The organism is Bradyrhizobium ingae (genome assembly GCF_055791185.1).
This window is the reverse complement of sequence record NZ_JBVUBB010000030.1, coordinates 47,692-65,427: the sequence shown is the minus strand read 5'-3', so window position 1 is coordinate 65,427 and position 17,736 is coordinate 47,692. Positions and strand designations below refer to the sequence as shown.

Genomic DNA, 17,736 nt, shown 5'->3' with positions numbered 1-17,736 from the left:
GAGGCAATCAATCCACGCTATCGTCTCGCGTCCTTCAAGATGGTAACAGTTGGCAACGAGGATAATGTCTTACTACTTCTTCGCTGCCTGTCTGGCCGTATTAGCCTTGAGTTTCGAGCTATCGTTTCGCCGAGCCTGGAATCTGTCGCGGAACTCTGAGCTGCTTGGCCCGGCCCAGCGGCTCGCAGTACGGCGGCGTGCGCTTTGGCCCGTGGGCTGCGGGCTAATTTGCATGCTGCTTGGGTGGATCTTACTTCAATTTAGTCAAGATAAGCTTGTTCTCAATCTAATAATGCTTAGTGCTTCTTTCCTCGCAGGATCGTTTATTGGCGTTGTGACCGGGATCACGAAGCGGGTCTGAAGCATCCACACAGAAAGATAAAAGTGCATCGATCTATGGCCGCCGACAAGCGATCATGGCTTTGTCATCGGCCTGTTGACGTCCAGTTTTGCCCCTTTGCGACATAGTGCGCTACCGCACGAACTTGGTCGCTAACCGGGCGAAAGCGGACGCAGCCTTCGTTGGTTCCACCGACGGTTATGAGTACATGGCCTGGTAGGCTTTATTTGCGGAGCACGATCTCCGCGCAAACGTGTTCCGCGTTTGTCGCCAGGGAAGACTGCTGAACACTTGTCCGGATCGTGCCTTACGAGCCGTATTTCTGATACATCGTGTTGGTGAAGAGACCGGCCGGGTCGTACTTGCGCTTGGCCGCGAAGAAGTCATCGATCTGCGGATAGGATTTCTCGAGCTGGTCGCGCGAGTAATAGAGCTGGTACGGCAGGAAGAAGCGCCCCTGATTGGCGATGGTGAGGTCGATCAGCTCTTCCGTCACCTTCTTCATGCGGCGGTTGCCCTCATCGTCCGTCGGCTGGTTGATGTAGAGCACCAGCGAAAACGCCGGCTCCGGCGAGTAGGTGAGGAAATTCTCCTCCTTGTGCACGATGCGGACTGACGCGTTCAACAGATTTGTCTTGTTCTCGAGCATGATCCTGCGCATGCCGTCGACGAAGGCGACGAAGTTTTTGCGCGGGATGAAGTATTCGTGGAGGATGTCGGTCTCGTCCTGCAACGCGTTGCGCAAGTACGGCACGGAGTCGTGCATGGGATTGTTGCGACTGACGAGGCAGGCCTCTCCCGAGGCGATCGCTTTGGCGCGGGTCACCGTGCAGGTCTCCATCCGGTGCTCGATGTGCTTCTCGGACAGCCACTTCAACTCCTGGAAGAATGGCCCCTGCTTGGAGAGGTTGATCGTGAGCCGCCTGAGCTTGGTGCTGCTGACCTCGCCGAGCTCCTCGATCGCGAAATCGCTGCCATCGACCTTGGTGTAGGTGTAGAGCAGCATTTCCTGGAGGAAGCTGCTCGGCGCGGTCGAGAGGTGGCCGTACATCAGGCCAATATTGGTGTCCTTCTCGATCTCGCCTGCGAACAGCGCCGGGAAGGCCTTGTAATCGAGTACGCGCCGTCCGGTCTGGTAGACCGTGTTGTCGGCGATATCGAGCTCGGCCTCGACGATGACGCCGAACAGGCCGTAGCCGCCGACCACGAGATTGAACAGCTCCGGCTTCTCGGTCGGCGAAACGCTCTGGAGCGAGCCGTCCGCCAGCATCACCTTCATCGCCTTGATCGAGCGGGCCAGCGCGCCGGCCTGGTGGTCCATGCCGTGGGCATTGACCGAGATCGAACCGCCGACGCTGAAGATGTCGGTCGACTGCATCGCGCGCACCGCAAAGCGGGGATGCAACGCGATCTGAATGTCATGCCATGTCGCGCCGGGCTGTACGGTGACGCTGCGCGCCGCCTCGTTGAGCGTGATGCGATTGAAGCCGCGCATGTCCAGCACGATGCCGCCCTTGCGGAAGGCCTGGCCGCCCATGGAGTGTCGCACACCTGCTGTCGTCACCGGCAGCTTGTTGGCGCGCGCAAAGGCCAGCGTTTTTGCGATATCATCGACGGTGTGCACCTCGACCACGCCGTAGATCTCGGTACGGTTGAGGCAGCTCGCATCATTGATGCTGCCACCGAGCTGCGACCACGTCACGCCTTGAAGCGGCGCGATCGCCCTCACCTTGTCCAGGTCGATCTTGGCCTGTTCGCCGACGTCATCCGCGGCCCGGCAGTCCTTCGGACCGGTCGGATCGGCCGCGAGCGCCTGAAGCTTGCGGAAGCCATAAACACCAAACAGCGCGACGAGGACGGCGGCGGCCGAGACGCCGGTTTTGAATTTGCCGAAAGATTTTTGCATAAAGTGATTCCGGTGGGAGCGAGATGATCCGGGAGCGCGGATCATTAGTCAAACCGCCAGCCGCCCGGTTCAAACCCGTTTGCATGAACGACCATGAAAAGCTGCCGCATTCATCTGACGGGAGCATCGGGCTCCGGCGTCACGACGCGCGTCGACGGCGTCCGGCCCCTTGCAGAACTTGTCGAACAGCTATGCAGCGACGTGAAGCGATTATCTGGCCGGACGTGATATCGTCAGTGACATGTCCCCTTGGGGACAACGAAGCAAGGAGACAACCATGCTCACCCGACGCGGCGTTCTGCTTGCTTCCCTGGCTGCCGGAGTCACCATGACCAGCAAGGCCCACGCTCGCGCGTCGCAGCCGTCGACATCAGTCAATTTCGACGTCCCGGCCCATGCCTGCGACTGCCACACCCACATTCACGGCGATCCTGAGAAATTCCCCTTCTTTTCGGGCCGCGTTTATACGCCGGAGCCGGCCTCGCCAGAGGAGATGGCGGCCCTCCACAAGGCGCTGCATATCGAGCGGGTGGTGATCGTGACGCCGAGCGTCTACGGCACGGACAACTCGTCCACGCTGTTCGGCATGAAGGCACGCGGCGCCACCGCACGTGGCGTAGCCGTGATCGACGACAAGACGTCAGAAGCCCAGCTCGACGCGATGCAAGCCGACGGCTTCCGCGGCATCCGCATCAATCTGGCAACCGGCGGCATCAGCGATCCCAATGTCGGGCGCGCGCGGTTCACGGGTGCCGTCGAGCGCATGAAGGCACGCGGCTGGCATGTGCAGCTCTATACCACGCTGCCGATGATCTCCGCGATCAAGAACCTCGTGCTGGCTGCGCCCGTGCCAGCCGTGTTCGATCATTTCGGCGGCCTGGAGGCGTCGCTTGGGCTGGAGCAGCCTGGATTTTCGGACCTGCTCGAACTCGTCAAATCCGGCAAGGCCTATGTGAAGATTTCCGGTGCCTATCGCTCGTCAACGCTCGCGCCCGATTATCAGGACATGGTGCCGTTCGCCCGCGCCCTGATCGCTGCGAATGCCGACCGCATCGTCTGGGGCACCGACTGGCCGCACCCCGATTCAAGTCATGTGGAGGGACGAAAGGCCACCGACATCGCGCCGCTTTACCAGATCGACGACGGCCGCCTGCTCAACCAGCTCCCGGTCTGGGCGCCGGATGCCGAGACTCGCAAGAAGATCCTGGTCGACAATCCGGCGCGGCTCTACGGTTTTTGATTCGTCACCGAAACCTGCGATCGATGTGGAACGTGCCCCCGCGCCGCGCAACGAAAGCGTTGTAACGCGAACACATTGTTGCAACGAAAGCACAACGCGGCAACGGCTCACATGAACGTGTTCGTGTTCCCGTTCGCTTTTCACCCGTTCGGTTGAGGCAACGATTCACGTTCGCCGATACGCACGTACAAATTTCATTTGTTCGTGCGGTCGCATGTCATTGTCTCACTATTTTGCCGCGCTCCTCTCCGGCGCTGGAATTGGTTTCACTGTCGCAGCTCCGATCGGGCCAATGGGCATGCTGTGCATTCAGCGCACATTGGCATCCGGCATGGCCTCAGGGTTGGCAACGGGCTTTGGTGCAGCAACCGTGCATCTTGCCTATAGCGCTTTCGCGGTTCTCGGTCTGGGCTCGGTTGCTCAGCCATGGGTTGAGGCGAATGCGGTGGGCTTCGGCTTCGTCTCGGCCCTTACGCTATTGTGGTTCGCGGCCCGGACGCATCGCGCCTCCGCCGCGCTTCAGGACGGGCGCACGATCGACAACGTCGACCTCGCGCGCGCCTATCTCAGTGCCATTGCGCTCGGCCTGACCAATCCGCTCACCGCCATCCTGTTCCTGGCGGCACTGCACGCGTTCTCGACGCAATCCGCCGCGCCGCCGTTGATCGCGGGCGTGTTCGTCGGCTCTGCGATCTGGTGGGCGGTTCTCAGCACGATGGTGGCGACCGCGCGATCCCGGCTGACGCCTCGGATGCTGTCATTGAGCCACCGGTTCGCCAGCCTGATGCTGCTCGGGCTCGGCACCACGATGCTGATACGGATCGCGCAGCGGATGTTGTGAGGCCGTCAGCGGGCGCGGCGCGAGAAGAAGGAGATCAGGACCGGCAGCGTCACGAGGATCACCACCGGCGCAAGCATCATGCCGGTGACGACGACGACCGCGAGCGGTTTTTGCACCTGCGAGCCAATGCCTTCGGACAGTGCGGCCGGCAGCAAGCCGACGCCGGCGACCACGCAGGTCATCAGCACGGGCCGGAGCTGCAGCTCGCCGGTGCGCACTACCGCGGTCATGCGGTCAAGGCCTTCCTCGATGAGCTGGTTGAACTGCGAGATGATGATGATGCCGTCCATCACGGCGATGCCGAACAGCGCGATGAAGCCGATCGCCGCGGAGACGCTGAACGCCGTGCCGGTGATCAGCAGACCCAGCACGCCGCCGAAGATCGCCATCGGGATCACGCTCATGGCGAGCATCGTGTCGGTCATCGAGCCGAAATTGAACCAGAGCAGGACGCCGATCAAGGCAAGCGAGATCGGCACCACGATCGACAGCCGCCGAATCGCGTCCTGGAGGTTACCGTACTCGCCGACCCACTCCATGTGCGAGCCCGGCGGCAACTGCACCTGCTCGGCGATCTTCTGCTGCGCCTCGCGGATCGCGCTGCCGAGGTCGCGCTCGCGCACCGAGAACTTGATCGGCAAATAGCGCTCTTGCTGCTCCCGATAGATATAGGCCGCACCCGAGACAAGGCTGATCGTTGCAACCTCGCTCAGGGGAATTTGCGTGACGGTGCCATTCGGCCCGGGCGTGCCGATGCGCAAGTTCTGGATCGCCTCCGCGCTCTTGCGATATTCAGGCGCCAGGCGAACGATGATCGGGAAATGGCGATCCGAGCCCGGCTCGTAGAGATCACCCGCGGTGTCGCCGCCGATCGCGACCTTGATCGTCGCATTGATATCGCCGGGCGCAAGGCCATAGCGCGCCGCCTTGGCGCGGTCGATATCGATCTGGATCGTCGGCTGCCCGAGCGAGGTGAACACCGCAAGGTCGGTGACGCCCTGAACCGTCGACAGCACCGACTTGATCTTGTTGGCGGTGTCGGTCAGCGCCTTCAGGTCGCTACCGAATAGCTTGATCGAGTTCTCGCCCTTCACGCCCGAGACGGCTTCGGAGACGTTGTCCTGGAGATATTGCGAGAAGTTGAACTCGACCCCCGGGAAGCGGTCGTCGAGTTGCTTGAGGAGTTGCGCGGTCAGCTCTTCCTTGTCGTGAGTCCCCGGCCACTCGCTCGCGGGCTTGAGCGGCGCGAAGAACTCGGCGTTGAAGAAGCCTGCAGCGTCGGTGCCGTCGTCGGGACGGCCGTGCTGCGACACGACGGACTCGACCTCCGGCCGGGCGCGGATCAGCTTGCGCATCTCGTTGACGTAGGTGTTGCCCTCCTGGAGCGAGATGGTCGGTGGCAACGTCGCGCGGATCCAGAGATTGCCCTCTTCCAGCTTGGGCAGGAATTCGAGACCGAGCAGCCGGCCGAGCGCCAACGTCATGACGACGAGGCCGATGGCACCGCCCAGCACGATGTTGCGGTTACTGACCGCCCAATGCAGCACCGGCGTGTAGATCCGGTGCAGGAACAGCATGACCTTGGTCTCGGTCTCCTCGACATGGGCCGGAAGGATGATCGCGGAGAGCGCCGGAGTAACCGTAAAGGTCGCGAGCAGGCCGCCGGCGAGCGCATAGGCATAGGTACGCGCCATCGGGCCGAAAATGTTGCCTTCGACGCCGGACAGCGTGAATAGCGGCAAGAAGGCTGCGATGATGATGGCAGCGGCAAAGAAAATCGAACGCGACACGTCGGCGGCGGCCGACAGGATGGCGTGGCTCTTCATGCCAAACAGCGTGTCCGCCGAAGCGTGCTCGAGCTCGGAAAGCGGCGTGGTCTGGGTCAGGCGGCGGAAGATGGCCTCCACCATGATGACCGTCGCGTCCACGATCAGGCCGAAATCGATGGCGCCGACCGAAAGCAGGTTGGCCGACTCTCCGCGCAGCACCAGGATGATGACGGCGAAGAACAGCGCGAACGGAATGGTGGCGCCGACGATCAATGCGCTGCGCAAATCCCCCAGGAAGATCCACTGCAACAGCACGATCAGGAGAATGCCGACCACCATGTTGTGAAGCACGGTGTGGGTCGTGAGATCGATCAAGTCCTTGCGGTCGTAGATGCGCTCGATGCGCACGCCGGGCGGCAGGATGGTCGAATTGTTGATCTGCGCCACGAGCTGCTCGACGCGCTTGATGGTCGGCGTGCTCTGCTCGCCGCGGCGCATCAGCACGATGCCCTGCACGATATCGTCGCTATCGTCGAGGCCGGCGATGCCGAGCCGCGGCTTCTCGCCGACGGTGACGGCGGCGACGTCCTTCACCAGCACCGGGTTGCCGCCGGTCTGCGCCACCATGGTATTGGCGAGGTCGTCGATCGATCGGATCAGGCCGACGCCGCGCACCACGGCGGATTGCGAGCCGATATTGACGGTGTTGCCGCCGACATTGACGTTGGAATTGCTCACAGCCTGAAGCAGCTGCGGCAGCGTCAGGCCGTTGGCCATCAGCTTGTTGAAGTCGACCTGCAGCTCATAGGTCTTGGTCTTGCCACCCCACCCGGTGACGTCGATCACGCCGGGGACTGCCCGGAAGCGGCGCTGGAGAATCCAGTCCTGGATCGTCTTCAGGTCGAGCACGCTGTAGTTCGGCGGGCCGACCAGGCGATAGCGGAAGATCTCGCCGATCGGGCTCAGCGGCGAGATTTGCGGCTGCACGTTGCCGGGGAGCGGCGCGAGCTGTGCCAGGCGGTTCAAGACCTGCTGGAGCGCCTCGTCATAGGTGTAGGCAAAGGAGAACTGGAGTTTGACGTCGGACAGTCCGTAGAGCGAGATGGTGCGGATGGTCGTCAGGTTCTTCAGGCCTGCGACCTGGGTCTCGATCGGGATCGTGATGTAGCGCTCGATCTCCTCGGCCGACAGGCCCGGGCTCTGCGTCACGATGTCGACCATCGGCGGCGTCGGATCGGGATAGGCCTCGATGTTGAGCTGGTTGAACGCGATCAGGCCGCCGATCAGCACGGCGACGAACATGCCGACCATCAGGTAGCGGCGATTGACGGCAAGGGCGACGAGACGATCCATTACAGGCCAGTTTTTCGCTGTGCGCTAACGGCAGTTTTGATGGCGCATGATCATGCGCTAGCTGCCAGAGGCTGCGCGATCGATGAACAGGCTGCCCTTGGTGACAATCTGCTCGCCCGGTTTCAGATTGCTTGTGACTTCGACGAGATCGCCGTTGACGAGCCCGATCTTGATCTGGCGCAGCTCGACCGACTTGTCCTCGCGCGCGACCCAGATGCGGACCTGGTCACCTTCATAGATCAGGGCCTGCTTCGGCACCGCCGGTGCTCCGCGACCGCCGGCCGAATAGATCGTCACGTTGGCGAACATCTCCGGCTTGAGCAGGCCTTCCTTGTTGTCGATGGTGGCACGGACCAGAAGGCGGCGGGTGTTGGGGTCGATCGCGGCGGCGACGTAATTGATCTTTGCGGTGAAGGGACGGCCCGGCAGCGCCATCACGTTCACGGTAATGTCCTGGTCGACGCAGACGGAGGCGGCATCGCTTTCGCGCACGAAGGCCGTGAGCCAAACGGTCGAGAGATCACCGATCACGAACACCGGATCGCTGGCGCCCGCGCTGACATACTGGCCAGGGCCGATCTTGCGCTGCACGACCGTGCCGGAGATCGGCGCGTAGATCGTGATCTCCGGATTGATGCTGCCCTTGTCCTGGAAGGCCTTGATCGATTCGTCGGTGAAACCGAGGATGTGCAGCTTGTTGCGCGCGGCTTCCAGCGCCGTCACCGATGAGCGCATGTCGTTCTGCGCCTGCACCTGCGTCGCTTCTGCCTGCTGATAATCTTTCAGCGGAACGGCGTGGCCTTCATAGAGATCCTTGGCGCGCTTGAACTGGATGTCGGCGAGCTCGAGCGCCGATTTTGCCTTGTTCTGAGAGGTGATCGCCGTGATGAAATCGTTCTGGGCCTGGACGGTGTCGGCGGCCTCGATCAGGAATAGCGGCTGGCCCTGCTTGACGCTCTCGCCCGGCTTCACGAGCAGCTTGGTGACCCGGCCCGCATAGGGCGAGAATACCGGCGTCGAGCGGTCCTCATCGACCGCGACCTTGCCCTCGGTGACATATTCGGCGCGGAAGGTCTTCTGCTTCACGGGCTCGATCGACAGCGTCGCCCATTCCGACGGCGTCGGCGTGAAGTTCTGCGCGTTCTTGCGCGACTGGCTGGAGACTTCCGAGTGGTTCTTTTCCTTGCCGCCCGCGTAGACATAGGCATAGGCGGCCCCGCCGGCGAGCGCCAGTAAAACTACGGAGGTAATCAGCCGCTGCTTGGTAAATACCTGCGATTGCTTGGTATTTTTGACTAACATGGGGCCCGGTCATTCTCGCGATGATTCCGGCAAAATGACTGCCTCACCGGTCGCGCTAATAGTGCCGAATTGAGATTTCAGACAACCTAAAAAACGCAGGTCGTCTTTCGGTTTGCGTTAAAATTTCGCCACGTCAGTTCTATGTCAGCTTCGTGTCAGCTATGGCCCGGCCATTCCGGGGAATGGCTGCCGAGCGGCATTGCCGGACGCAGCCAATCGGCCGGGGTTTTCGACAGCATCGCCGAATGGCTGACCGCTTTCAACGTTCCGAAACCGGATGCCATGTCCCTTATGAACGCAAGATGTACAGCCGCCCCCGGAATATCAGGGGTGTTCAGGCCGTTCGCGAGCCGGCCGAGATTCCACAACCAGCGCCCGGTCTGTGCCAGCGATACGCGCACGTGCCAGCTCCCGCCCTCGCGGGCCTGCCGTGCCTTCGCCATCATCGCGCCGAAGGCCATCAGATAGCCGGTGGCGTGGTCGAGCATCTGCGCCGGCAATTCCTTCGGCCCGTCGATGCCCGCTGCCAGCCCCTCCGCGTGGTTGAAGCCGGTCGCAGTCTGCACCAGCGAGTCGAAGCCGCGCCGCTCCGCCCAGGGACCGGCATGGCCATAGGCCGACAGCGTCACATAGACGATCCCGGGATTGATGCGCGCGGCATCTTCCGGCGTGAAGCCGAGAGCGGCGAGTGAGCGCGGACGATACCCTTGCGAAAAGATGTCGGCCTCGGCAAGCAGCGCGCGGAGCTTCGTGCGGCCCGCATCGCTTTTCAACTCGATGAAGGTCGTAAGCTTGCCGCGCCCGGTGTCGATGGTGAGCCATGGAATGGCAGGCAGCTCGGGGCCGGACACCAGCAGCACATCGGCGCCGTGGACGGCGAGCGTGCGGCCCGCAACGGGCCCCGCGATGACGCGGGACAGATCGAGCACGCGCAGGCCCGCGAGCGGGCGGTCGCCTTTCGGCCGAAGCTTGGGCCACGGCTTTGGCGGCGCCTCGCCGATCTTCTCGATCGAGACGAGCGGCAGCTCGGCCAGCGCACGCGCCTGCGGTAGCGTCATCCATTCGTCATAAGAGCGCATCAAGGCAACTACGCCGCCCGCCGTATAAGCGGCGGTTTCGAAGTCCTCACCTTTCCACTGCATCAACGCGGCCTGCACCTTGTCGCGCTCCGCCTCGCAGCCGAGCACCCTGCAGACGGCATCGCGATGGTGCGGGAAGTTGGTGTGGCAGCGGACGAAGCGGCCGTCACCGGTCTTGTAGATTCCCGCGATCGCGTCCCACGCCGGTGGCGGCGGCTTGTCATCGACGCGCAGGTATCGTTCGGAGCGGCATTCGACGACGGCATGGCGCATGTCCACCGCGACGTCCTGCGCGTCGCCCGTGCGCTGCCTCCAGATTTCGGCGGCCGCAAGACCCGCCGCGGCGATGCTGACCTGGCCTGCCACTGCGACGCGGAACGAGGACGGGATTTGTGGCTCCTCGCCGCTCAGCCGCACGCGCGCGAGCGCCGTGGCATCGCCGCCCGCAGAGGTCCAGATACCTTCGAGGATGTCGGCAGGGCTTTGCATGGCGATTGCTCTCCCGATAATTTCGGCAGCATCGCATGAGCACGGAAAGGACTGCAATGGCTGCCATCGATCCCCTCACCGCGGGTGCCGTACTGCTCGCGACCGCCGCCACCGACGCGGTCTACGTCATGTTCACCTCTGCGGTCGTGGCGCGCAAGCGCGTGCCGGCGGCGACCTGGAGCGCGATCTGGTACCTGCTCTCCTCCTACGCCGTGATCAGCTACACCGAAAACGCGACTTACGTCGCCTTCGCCGCCATCGGCTCATGGATCGGCGCCTACGCATCGCTCACCTTCCTGCACCGCCCGCCCGGCGGCCCGCCGGTAGGCGCAGCGCCGGAGTGAGAGGTGAAGCTGTGCTCCGGCCGTCTTGCGCGCTGTCATCATCCGCGAAAGCGGATGATCCAGTATTCCAGAGACGCCGGTAATAGAACTGCGAAGCCGCGGGGTATGACTTCGAGAACCAATTCAACATGGTCGCTTGAACGATCAGACTCCACACGAATCAACAAGGAACCTCAAAATGGATCTCGGTCTCAAAAGAAAAAGCGCCGTCGTGCTGGGCGGCACGCGCGGAATCGGGCGGGCGATTGCGACGACGCTGGCGGGTGAAGGCGCCAATGTCGCGGTCTGCGCGCGCAATGCCGAGCAGGTCGCGGCCACCGTGGCCGAATTGAAAGCGAGCGGCGTGCGCGCGACGGGTAGCGCGGTCGATGTGACCGATGGCGCGACGCTGAAATCCTGGATCGACGGCGTCGCTGAGGAACTCGGCGGCATCGACATGATGTTCTCCAACGCCGGCGCCATGGCGCAAGGCGCGGATGTCGCCTCTTGGGAACAGAATTTCCGGCTCGACGTACTCGGCGCCGTGCATGCGTTCGATGCCGCGCGACCGTTCCTCGAAGCAAGCAGCGAGAAAAACGGCGATGCAGCCTTCGTCATCATCTCCTCGGTGTCGGCGGCGCAGGCCAACCAGGCGAGCTCCTACGGTCCGATCAAGGCGGCACTGATCCACATGGCCAAAGGGTTGGCGCGGCAATACGCCAAGAAGAAGATACGCGTCAACGTGGTGTCGCCCGGCACCGTCTATTTCAAGGGCGGCGTCTGGAACATGACCGAACAGAATATGCCCAAACTCTTCGCGGATACGCTCGCCCGCAATCCGACGGGGCGCATGGCAACGCCGCAGGAAATCGCAAACGCCGCAGTGTTTTTGGCAAGCCCGGTGTCATCGTTCACGACAGGCTCCAATCTCGTCGTGGACGGCGGAATATCGAATCGGGTGAATTTCTGAGGGCACACTGTCATCGCCCGGCTTGACCGGGCGATCCAGTATTCCAGAGACATTGGTCGCTTCGCAGAGAAGCTGCGGCGTACTGGATACCCGCTTTCGCGGGGTATGACGACTGAGGGTGTGGCAGCATTTTCCGCCATAACGCGCACTCCACCTCAATGAAAATCCCGTGACGGCGGCAGAATCCTCACGTCGCGAGGGTGGCGGATTTTCTGCGCGGGCGCATCGAGATGGTCGCGGCGATCGTCGTTGAGGGGCTCGACGAGGGGTGGATGCCTGAGGCTTAGCGCATCATTGGCAAGCCCGACGAGATCGTGCGAGCGGTCGACCATCCGTTGCGCGATGAGATGCGTCACTTTTTCGGGGCTGCTCTGGATATAGCCCTCGACCAGGATGAGACGCGCGCCCATGACCTCTTTGCGGTACTGCTCCATGATCTTGGGCCACACCACGACATTGGCGATGCCGGTTTCGTCCTCCAGCGTCATGAACACGACGCCGCTGGCGCTGCCCGGCCGCTGCCGGACCAGCACCACGCCGGCGCAGCGAACGCGGCGCCGCTCGTTCTCATGATTGACGTCCTTGCAGGCAATGACGCGCTCGCGCGTAAACATCTCGCGCAGGAATTCCATCGGGTGCCCCTTCAACGACAGGCGGATGGTCTGGTAGTCGGCGACGACCTGCTCCGGGCGCGGCATCACCGGCAGCGGTTTTGCATGCTCGTCCGGCTGTTCGCGCGCGGTTGCCGCCTCGAACAGCGGCAGCGGCACATCATCGGGCAGGCGTCGCACCTGCCATAGCGCCTCGCGGCGATCGAGCCCGAGCGAGCGGAAGGCGTCGGCATCAGCCAGCAGGATCAGCGCGCGTTTGGGCAGGCCGGTGTCACGGGCGAAGTCTTCGAGCGAAGTGAGAGGACGGCGGTTGCGCGCGGCGACGATGCGGTCGGCCCAGTCTTCCTTCACCTCCCCCGCAAGCGGGGGAGGTCGGATCACATCTAACGATGCGATCCGGGTGAGGGCTCTCTCCTTTTGGGGATCATCGATTGCGGAGACACCCCCACCCCAGCCCTCCCCCGCAAGCGGGAGAGGGAGCGCAGTCCCGTTGTGGTTGGGTTCCCGGAATGACGACTGAATTTGTTTCAGCTTCTCCTCATCCTCATCGAGCCAATGAAAGCCGTCGATCTGGCGGAAGCCGAGACGCACGGCGCAGTACTTGCCATCCGTGTTCTCCAGCGTGTTCTGCGCAAAACTATAGGAGACGTCGATCTCACGCACCTCGACGCCGTTCTTGCGGGCGTCGCCGACGATTTGCGCGGGGGCATAAAAGCCCATCGGTTGCGAGTTCAATAGCGCGCAGCAGAATCCGTCCGGATGATAATGTTTCAGCCAGGAGGAGATGTAGACGAGTTGCGCGAAGCTCGCAGCATGGCTCTCCGGAAAGCCGTAGGAGCCAAACCCCTTGATCTGGTCGAAACAGCTCCTGGCGAAGTCGGGGTCATAGCCGCGCGCGACCATGTTGCCGATCAGCTTGTCCTCGTACTTGCCGATGGTGCCAACATTGCGGAAGGTCGCCATCGAGCGGCGCAGGCCGTTGGCTTCCTCGGAGGTGAATTTTGCCGCCTCGATCGCGATCCGCATTGCCTGTTCCTGGAACAGGGGCACGCCCATCGTCTTGTGCAGCACCTTGTAGAGTTCGTCCTTGTCGCCATGCTCCGGTGACGGAGATGGATAGCTCACTTTTTCCTGGCCGTTCCGCCGTCGCAAGTAAGGATGCACCATGTCGCCCTGGATCGGCCCGGGGCGCACGATCGCGACTTCGATGACGAGATCATAGAAGGTCCGCGGCCTCAGGCGCGGCAGCATGTTCATCTGCGCGCGGCTCTCGACCTGGAACACGCCGAGCGACTCGCCGTCACACAGCATGTCGTAAACTCTGGGATCGTCCTGCGGCACGCTCGCCAGGACCCAGCGCTTGCCCTTGTGCTGGTCGATCAAATCAAAACACTTGCGGATGCAGGTCAGCATGCCCAGCGCCAGCACGTCGACCTTCATCATGTTGAGCGCATCGACGTCGTCCTTGTCCCATTCGATGAACGTTCGATCGTCCATCGCGGCATTGCCGATCGGCACATAGGTGTCGAGCCGGTCCTGGGTCAGCACATAGCCGCCGACATGCTGCGAGAGATGGCGCGGGAATTCGATCAGCTCGGTCGCAAGTTCGACCGCGAGGCTGACCATGGGATTGTTGGGATCAAGCCCGGCCTGCTTGACCTGCATGTCGTTGAGACCCTTGCCCCAGCTGCCCCAGACCGTGTCGGCGAGCGCCGCGGTGACGTCCTCCGTCAGGCCCAGCGCCTTGCCGACATCGCGGATGGCGCTGCGCGGGCGGTAGTGGATGACGGTCGCGATGATCGCGGCGCGATGGCGGCCGTAGCGGCGATAGACATATTGCATCACCTCCTCGCGCCGCGAATGCTCGAAATCGACGTCGATATCAGGCGGCTCCAGCCGCTCCTTGGAGATGAAGCGCTCGAACAACAGATCGACCTTGGTCGGATCGACCGAGGTGATGCCGAGCACGTAACACACGGCCGAATTCGCCGCCGAGCCCCGGCCCTGACACAGAATGTTCTGGCTGCGCGCATAATGGACGATGTCGTGCACGGTGAGAAAATAATGCGCGTATTTCAGCTCGGCGATCAGCGCGAGCTCCTTGTGCAGGGTGGCGCGAAGCTTGTCGTCGATCCTGCCGCCGAAATATGTCTGCACGCCCGCCCAGGTCAGGTCCTCCAGATGCCCTTGCGCGGTCTTGCCCGGCGGTACCGGCTCGTCCGGATATTGATATTTGAGCTGGTCGAGCGAGAAGTCGATTGCGTCTGCAAAGCGCATGGTTTCTGCGATCGCCGCAGGGAAATCGCGGAACAGCCGCGCCATTTCCCGAGGTGTTTTCAGGAAACGTTCGGCATTGGCCTCCAGCTTCTTCCCGATCGCCTCGATCGTGGTTTTTTCCCGGATGCAGGTCAGCACGTCCTGCAAGGGCCGGCGCGCGGGATGGTGATAGAGCACCTCGTTGGTCGCGAGCAGCGGCACCTTTGCCTTCACCGCAAGATCATCGAGCCGCGCGAGGCGACGCCGGTCGTCGCCGCGATAGAGCAGGCTCGCTGCCAGCCACACGCCCTCGGCACGGCTTGTCTTCAGTTTTCCGAGAACATCCAGCGCTTGTCCCGGCTCGAAGCGATGCGGCAGCGTCAGGACCAGAAGCTGGCCTTCGGAGAATTCCAGGAGATCGGCGAAGGTGAGATGGCACTCGCCCTTCTCGATCCGTGTGATGTCATCGCCGCGCTTGCCCCGGGTGAGAAGCTGGCAGAGCCGGCCGTAAGCAGCACGGTCGCGCGGATAGACCAGGATGTCGGGCGTGTCGTCGATGAAGACGATGCGCGTGCCGATCAGGAGTTTTGGCTTGTGTAGCACTTCCGTATTGTCGAGTTCCTTGTAGGCACGCACCACGCCGGCAAGCGTGTTGTGATCTGCAATCCCGATCGCGGGAATGCCCAAAATGCTGGCCTGATGCACATAGGCGCGCGGATCCGAGCCGCCGCGCAGGAAGGAGAAGTTGGTGGTGATGCCGATCTCGGCGTAAGCAGGCGTATTCATGCGAAGAGACCGTGCACATACCAGTTAGCGGGAACGGACCTGCCCTCCTCGTCGACAAGCTCGCTATCGTAGAGACCATCGCGAAAGATCCAGAACCGCAGGCCTTCGGCATCCTCGACACGAAAGTAGTCCCGTGTGAGCTGCTTGCCGTCCTGCCGCCACCATTCCATCGCGATGCGCTCGGGCCCTTCCACCCGCACCACTGCATGCAGCGCGCGGCGCCAGGTGAATTGATGCGGCGCACCGTCAGGCACGGTCGCGAACGGCACCTTGATCGGCTCCGGTCTGTTGAACAGCCGCAACGGACGCAGCGGTGGCTCGTTTGCGACGCGCGATGGCCATTCAGCCTGCGCGGCAGCGGCGAGATGATGCTGCGCGGGCGCAGCCAGCACGGCGCACTCCGGGATATGCGTATCCTGTGGCAGGTGCACGACGACGCGCTTGCCGCCGATTCGCGCAGCGATGCGATCGACCAGCGCGGCGAGTTCGTCATTGTCATGGACGTGCGCGTCGAGATCGCGCTGCTCCTGCACGACGATCTCGGTGCGACTCGCCGAGAGACGGACCATGTCGAAGCCGAAGCCGGGATCGAGGGGATCGGCGAGTGTGTCGAGCCGCTCGCGAAACAGACGATCGACGACCTTGCTTTGCGTGACGGGACGCCCGGTCTCGACCATGATCGCGCGCACCACGCCATCGGTGCGGAAGAATGCCGCTTCAAGCCGGCGCGCACCCTTGCCCTGCTTCTCCATTGAGGTAACAAGCGTATCCGCAAGCCGCGACAGCGTCATCGCGATCATGGTGTCAGTCGCGATCGGCTCGGCGAAGCGCTTTTCCACGATGTAGTCAGGCAACGGTTTTCGCGGGCTGATCGGCGCATCGCCCTGCCCCAGCGCATGCGCGAGCAGCGTCGAGAAGCGCGCACCGAAGCGCGCAGTGATCTCGTGGGGGCTGCGCGAAGCAACATCGCCGATGGTCTTCAGGCCGGCGCGGCGCAGACCCGTGGCGATGGCGTCATCCGCGCCGAGCGCCGAGACCGGGAAACGGTTGATTGCTTCCGCCTCCGCGCCATCGGCAACGATGGTGCCAGGTGCCTGCCGCGTCAGCGTGCGCGCGCAAACGGAAGTGCCGGCGATCGCCGCGCTGACCGCAAAACCCTGCCGTGCCAACGCACGAACGAGCGCCTGCAACAGATTGGCTTCGCCGCCGAACAGATGCGCGCAGCCGGTGATGTCGAGAAAGAGGCCATGCGGGGGATCGAGCGCCACCAGCGGGGTGAAGCAATCGCACCAGTCGGCGATATCCTCGAGCGTCCTGGCATCCGCCGCGACATCGGCGTCGAACACCTTGATGTCTGGACAGATCGCGCGGGCATTCGCCAGCGGCTGGCCGATATGCAGACCGAGGCGCCCAGCCGCTTCATCGAGCGCGTAGATCGAAAGCGCGTTGCTTTCCTTGGCAACGACGATGCTCGGTTCATCTTTTCGTTTTAACGCGTTTTCTCCACCCGAACCGATATCCACTTCGCCTGGAAACGCTTTACCCGGCCTTTCGCTGATGAGCGAAAGCACCCGCTTGATGCGATCGACGGGCAGGCGCGGCAGCCACAGGCTGAGGATACGACGACGGTTCGCTGAACTGGCACTCATCACATTTCCATTCCATGATCCACCGGCCGACCGGGCCATGACGATTGCGAACGAGCTCGGCATCGAAGCAAGGCGCGCCCCAGGCGCTCCACACAGGTCCAGGCGGCGAATGCGCCGCCCGCAACATCCATCTGGTTTCCGCGGTCGACGGCAGAGGGTTTGCCGCCATCCGCAGCAGCAGCCCGGTCACGCCGGAAGCCTGGGCTGCAAGCGTGAGCTTGCGGCTTGCCACGAGATCGAACTGTTTCGTCTCGCCCCAGAGCTCGAGCACGACGGCACCCAGCGCATCGCAGGCAAGCGCATCTGCTGACGTCCGCAGCGCGCTCTCGGCATCGGCAGCGCGCACCACCACCACGCGGCGCGGATCGAGACCGAACTCGGCCAGCCCACTCATCGACAGCGCGCCCGCCTCGATTTCCGAAAAATCCTGGCGCACCCACAGCAGCGGGCGGCGCGCCATCACGCGACCTGCAAGGCCGGAGACAAACCCCGTCGCAACCGTGCCCTGGCGTCCCTCGCAAAACACTTCGTGGATCGCCGCGCGCGCCAGCCCGCCCTGCAACGCGTCGTCTGCTTCCGGGTGGCCGAGCGCCACGCGATCGCGATGATGCGCGGCTTCCGACGTTTCGATGCGCTCGATCTGGCCGCGCAAAGCCGCAAGCGCGCTTGTGCGTGCGCTCATGCTCGCTGCTCCTTTGCCTGATGGGTCGCCAGGATCGTCAGAAAGACAAACGATCGGCTGGCTCATTTGTTCATGATATGTTCTAATATAAAGCTAACAGCGCCACTGGAGTCAATCGAATTGGCGCGCCCGCGGATTCA

The 17,736-nt window shown here is 62.9% G+C and carries 11 protein-coding genes; 4 read left to right on the top strand and 7 right to left on the bottom strand.

The window, feature by feature from the left end; all coding sequences use genetic code 11:
• Positions 1–647 precede the first annotated feature (647 nt).
• Positions 648–2,246 (bottom strand): FAD-binding protein, encoded by a 1,599-nt coding sequence (locus tag ACV1FX_RS31185; protein WP_473121372.1) that lies wholly within the window; start codon positions 2,244–2,246, stop codon positions 648–650.
• A 277-nt stretch (positions 2,247–2,523) separates the two neighbouring features.
• Between ACV1FX_RS31185 and ACV1FX_RS31180 the strand changes: the two genes are divergently transcribed.
• Positions 2,524–3,486 (top strand): amidohydrolase family protein, encoded by a 963-nt coding sequence (locus ACV1FX_RS31180; protein ID WP_473121371.1) that lies wholly within the window; start codon positions 2,524–2,526, stop codon positions 3,484–3,486.
• Positions 3,487–3,700: 214 nt separating this feature from the next.
• Complete coding sequence (locus ACV1FX_RS31175) at positions 3,701–4,327, top strand: LysE family translocator (RefSeq protein WP_473121370.1); 627 nt, start codon at positions 3,701–3,703, stop codon at positions 4,325–4,327.
• 5 nt (positions 4,328–4,332) lie between these two features.
• Here ACV1FX_RS31175 and ACV1FX_RS31170 read toward each other — a convergent pair whose 3' ends face one another.
• The 3 genes from ACV1FX_RS31170 to ACV1FX_RS31160 form a co-directional block, all read right to left on the bottom strand.
• Positions 4,333–7,449, bottom strand: coding sequence for an efflux RND transporter permease subunit (locus ACV1FX_RS31170; RefSeq protein WP_473121369.1), 3,117 nt, complete (start codon positions 7,447–7,449; stop codon positions 4,333–4,335).
• Positions 7,450–7,506: 57 nt separating this feature from the next.
• Positions 7,507–8,751: an efflux RND transporter periplasmic adaptor subunit gene (locus tag ACV1FX_RS31165; RefSeq protein ID WP_473121368.1), complete on the bottom strand. Its 1,245-nt coding sequence runs from the start codon at positions 8,749–8,751 to the stop codon at positions 7,507–7,509.
• Positions 8,752–8,906: 155 nt separating this feature from the next.
• A complete protein-coding gene (locus ACV1FX_RS31160) occupies positions 8,907–10,319 on the bottom strand; it encodes a CoA transferase (protein ID WP_473121367.1) in 1,413 nt (470 codons plus the stop codon).
• A 56-nt stretch (positions 10,320–10,375) separates the two neighbouring features.
• On the opposite strand from ACV1FX_RS31160, the gene ACV1FX_RS31155 reads away from it, so the two are divergent.
• Positions 10,376–10,663 carry a hypothetical protein gene (locus ACV1FX_RS31155; RefSeq protein WP_254096314.1) on the top strand — a complete coding sequence of 96 codons (288 nt, stop codon included), beginning with the start codon at positions 10,376–10,378 and terminating at the stop codon, positions 10,661–10,663.
• Positions 10,664–10,841: 178 nt separating this feature from the next.
• A complete protein-coding gene (locus tag ACV1FX_RS31150) occupies positions 10,842–11,612 on the top strand; it encodes an SDR family NAD(P)-dependent oxidoreductase (RefSeq protein WP_473121366.1) in 771 nt (256 codons plus the stop codon).
• Between the two features lie 155 nt (positions 11,613–11,767).
• Here the strand turns inward: ACV1FX_RS31150 and ACV1FX_RS31145 are convergent, their stop codons facing one another.
• Genes ACV1FX_RS31145 through ACV1FX_RS31135 form a run of 3 tightly spaced genes read right to left on the bottom strand, consistent with a single transcriptional unit; the run spans position 11,768 to position 17,596 of the window.
• Positions 11,768–15,265: an error-prone DNA polymerase gene (locus ACV1FX_RS31145; RefSeq protein ID WP_473121365.1), complete on the bottom strand. Its 3,498-nt coding sequence runs from the start codon at positions 15,263–15,265 to the stop codon at positions 11,768–11,770.
• Positions 15,262–16,914 carry a Y-family DNA polymerase gene (locus ACV1FX_RS31140; RefSeq protein WP_473121364.1) on the bottom strand — a complete coding sequence of 551 codons (1,653 nt, stop codon included), beginning with the start codon at positions 16,912–16,914 and terminating at the stop codon, positions 15,262–15,264. Before ACV1FX_RS31140 ends, ACV1FX_RS31145 begins: the two co-directional genes overlap by 4 nt.
• Positions 16,805–17,596, bottom strand: a complete 792-nt coding sequence (locus ACV1FX_RS31135) for an ImuA family protein (protein WP_473121363.1) — start codon at positions 17,594–17,596, stop codon at positions 16,805–16,807. The genes ACV1FX_RS31140 and ACV1FX_RS31135 overlap by 110 nt, the downstream gene beginning before the upstream one ends.
• Between the last annotated feature and the right edge of the window lie 140 nt (positions 17,597–17,736).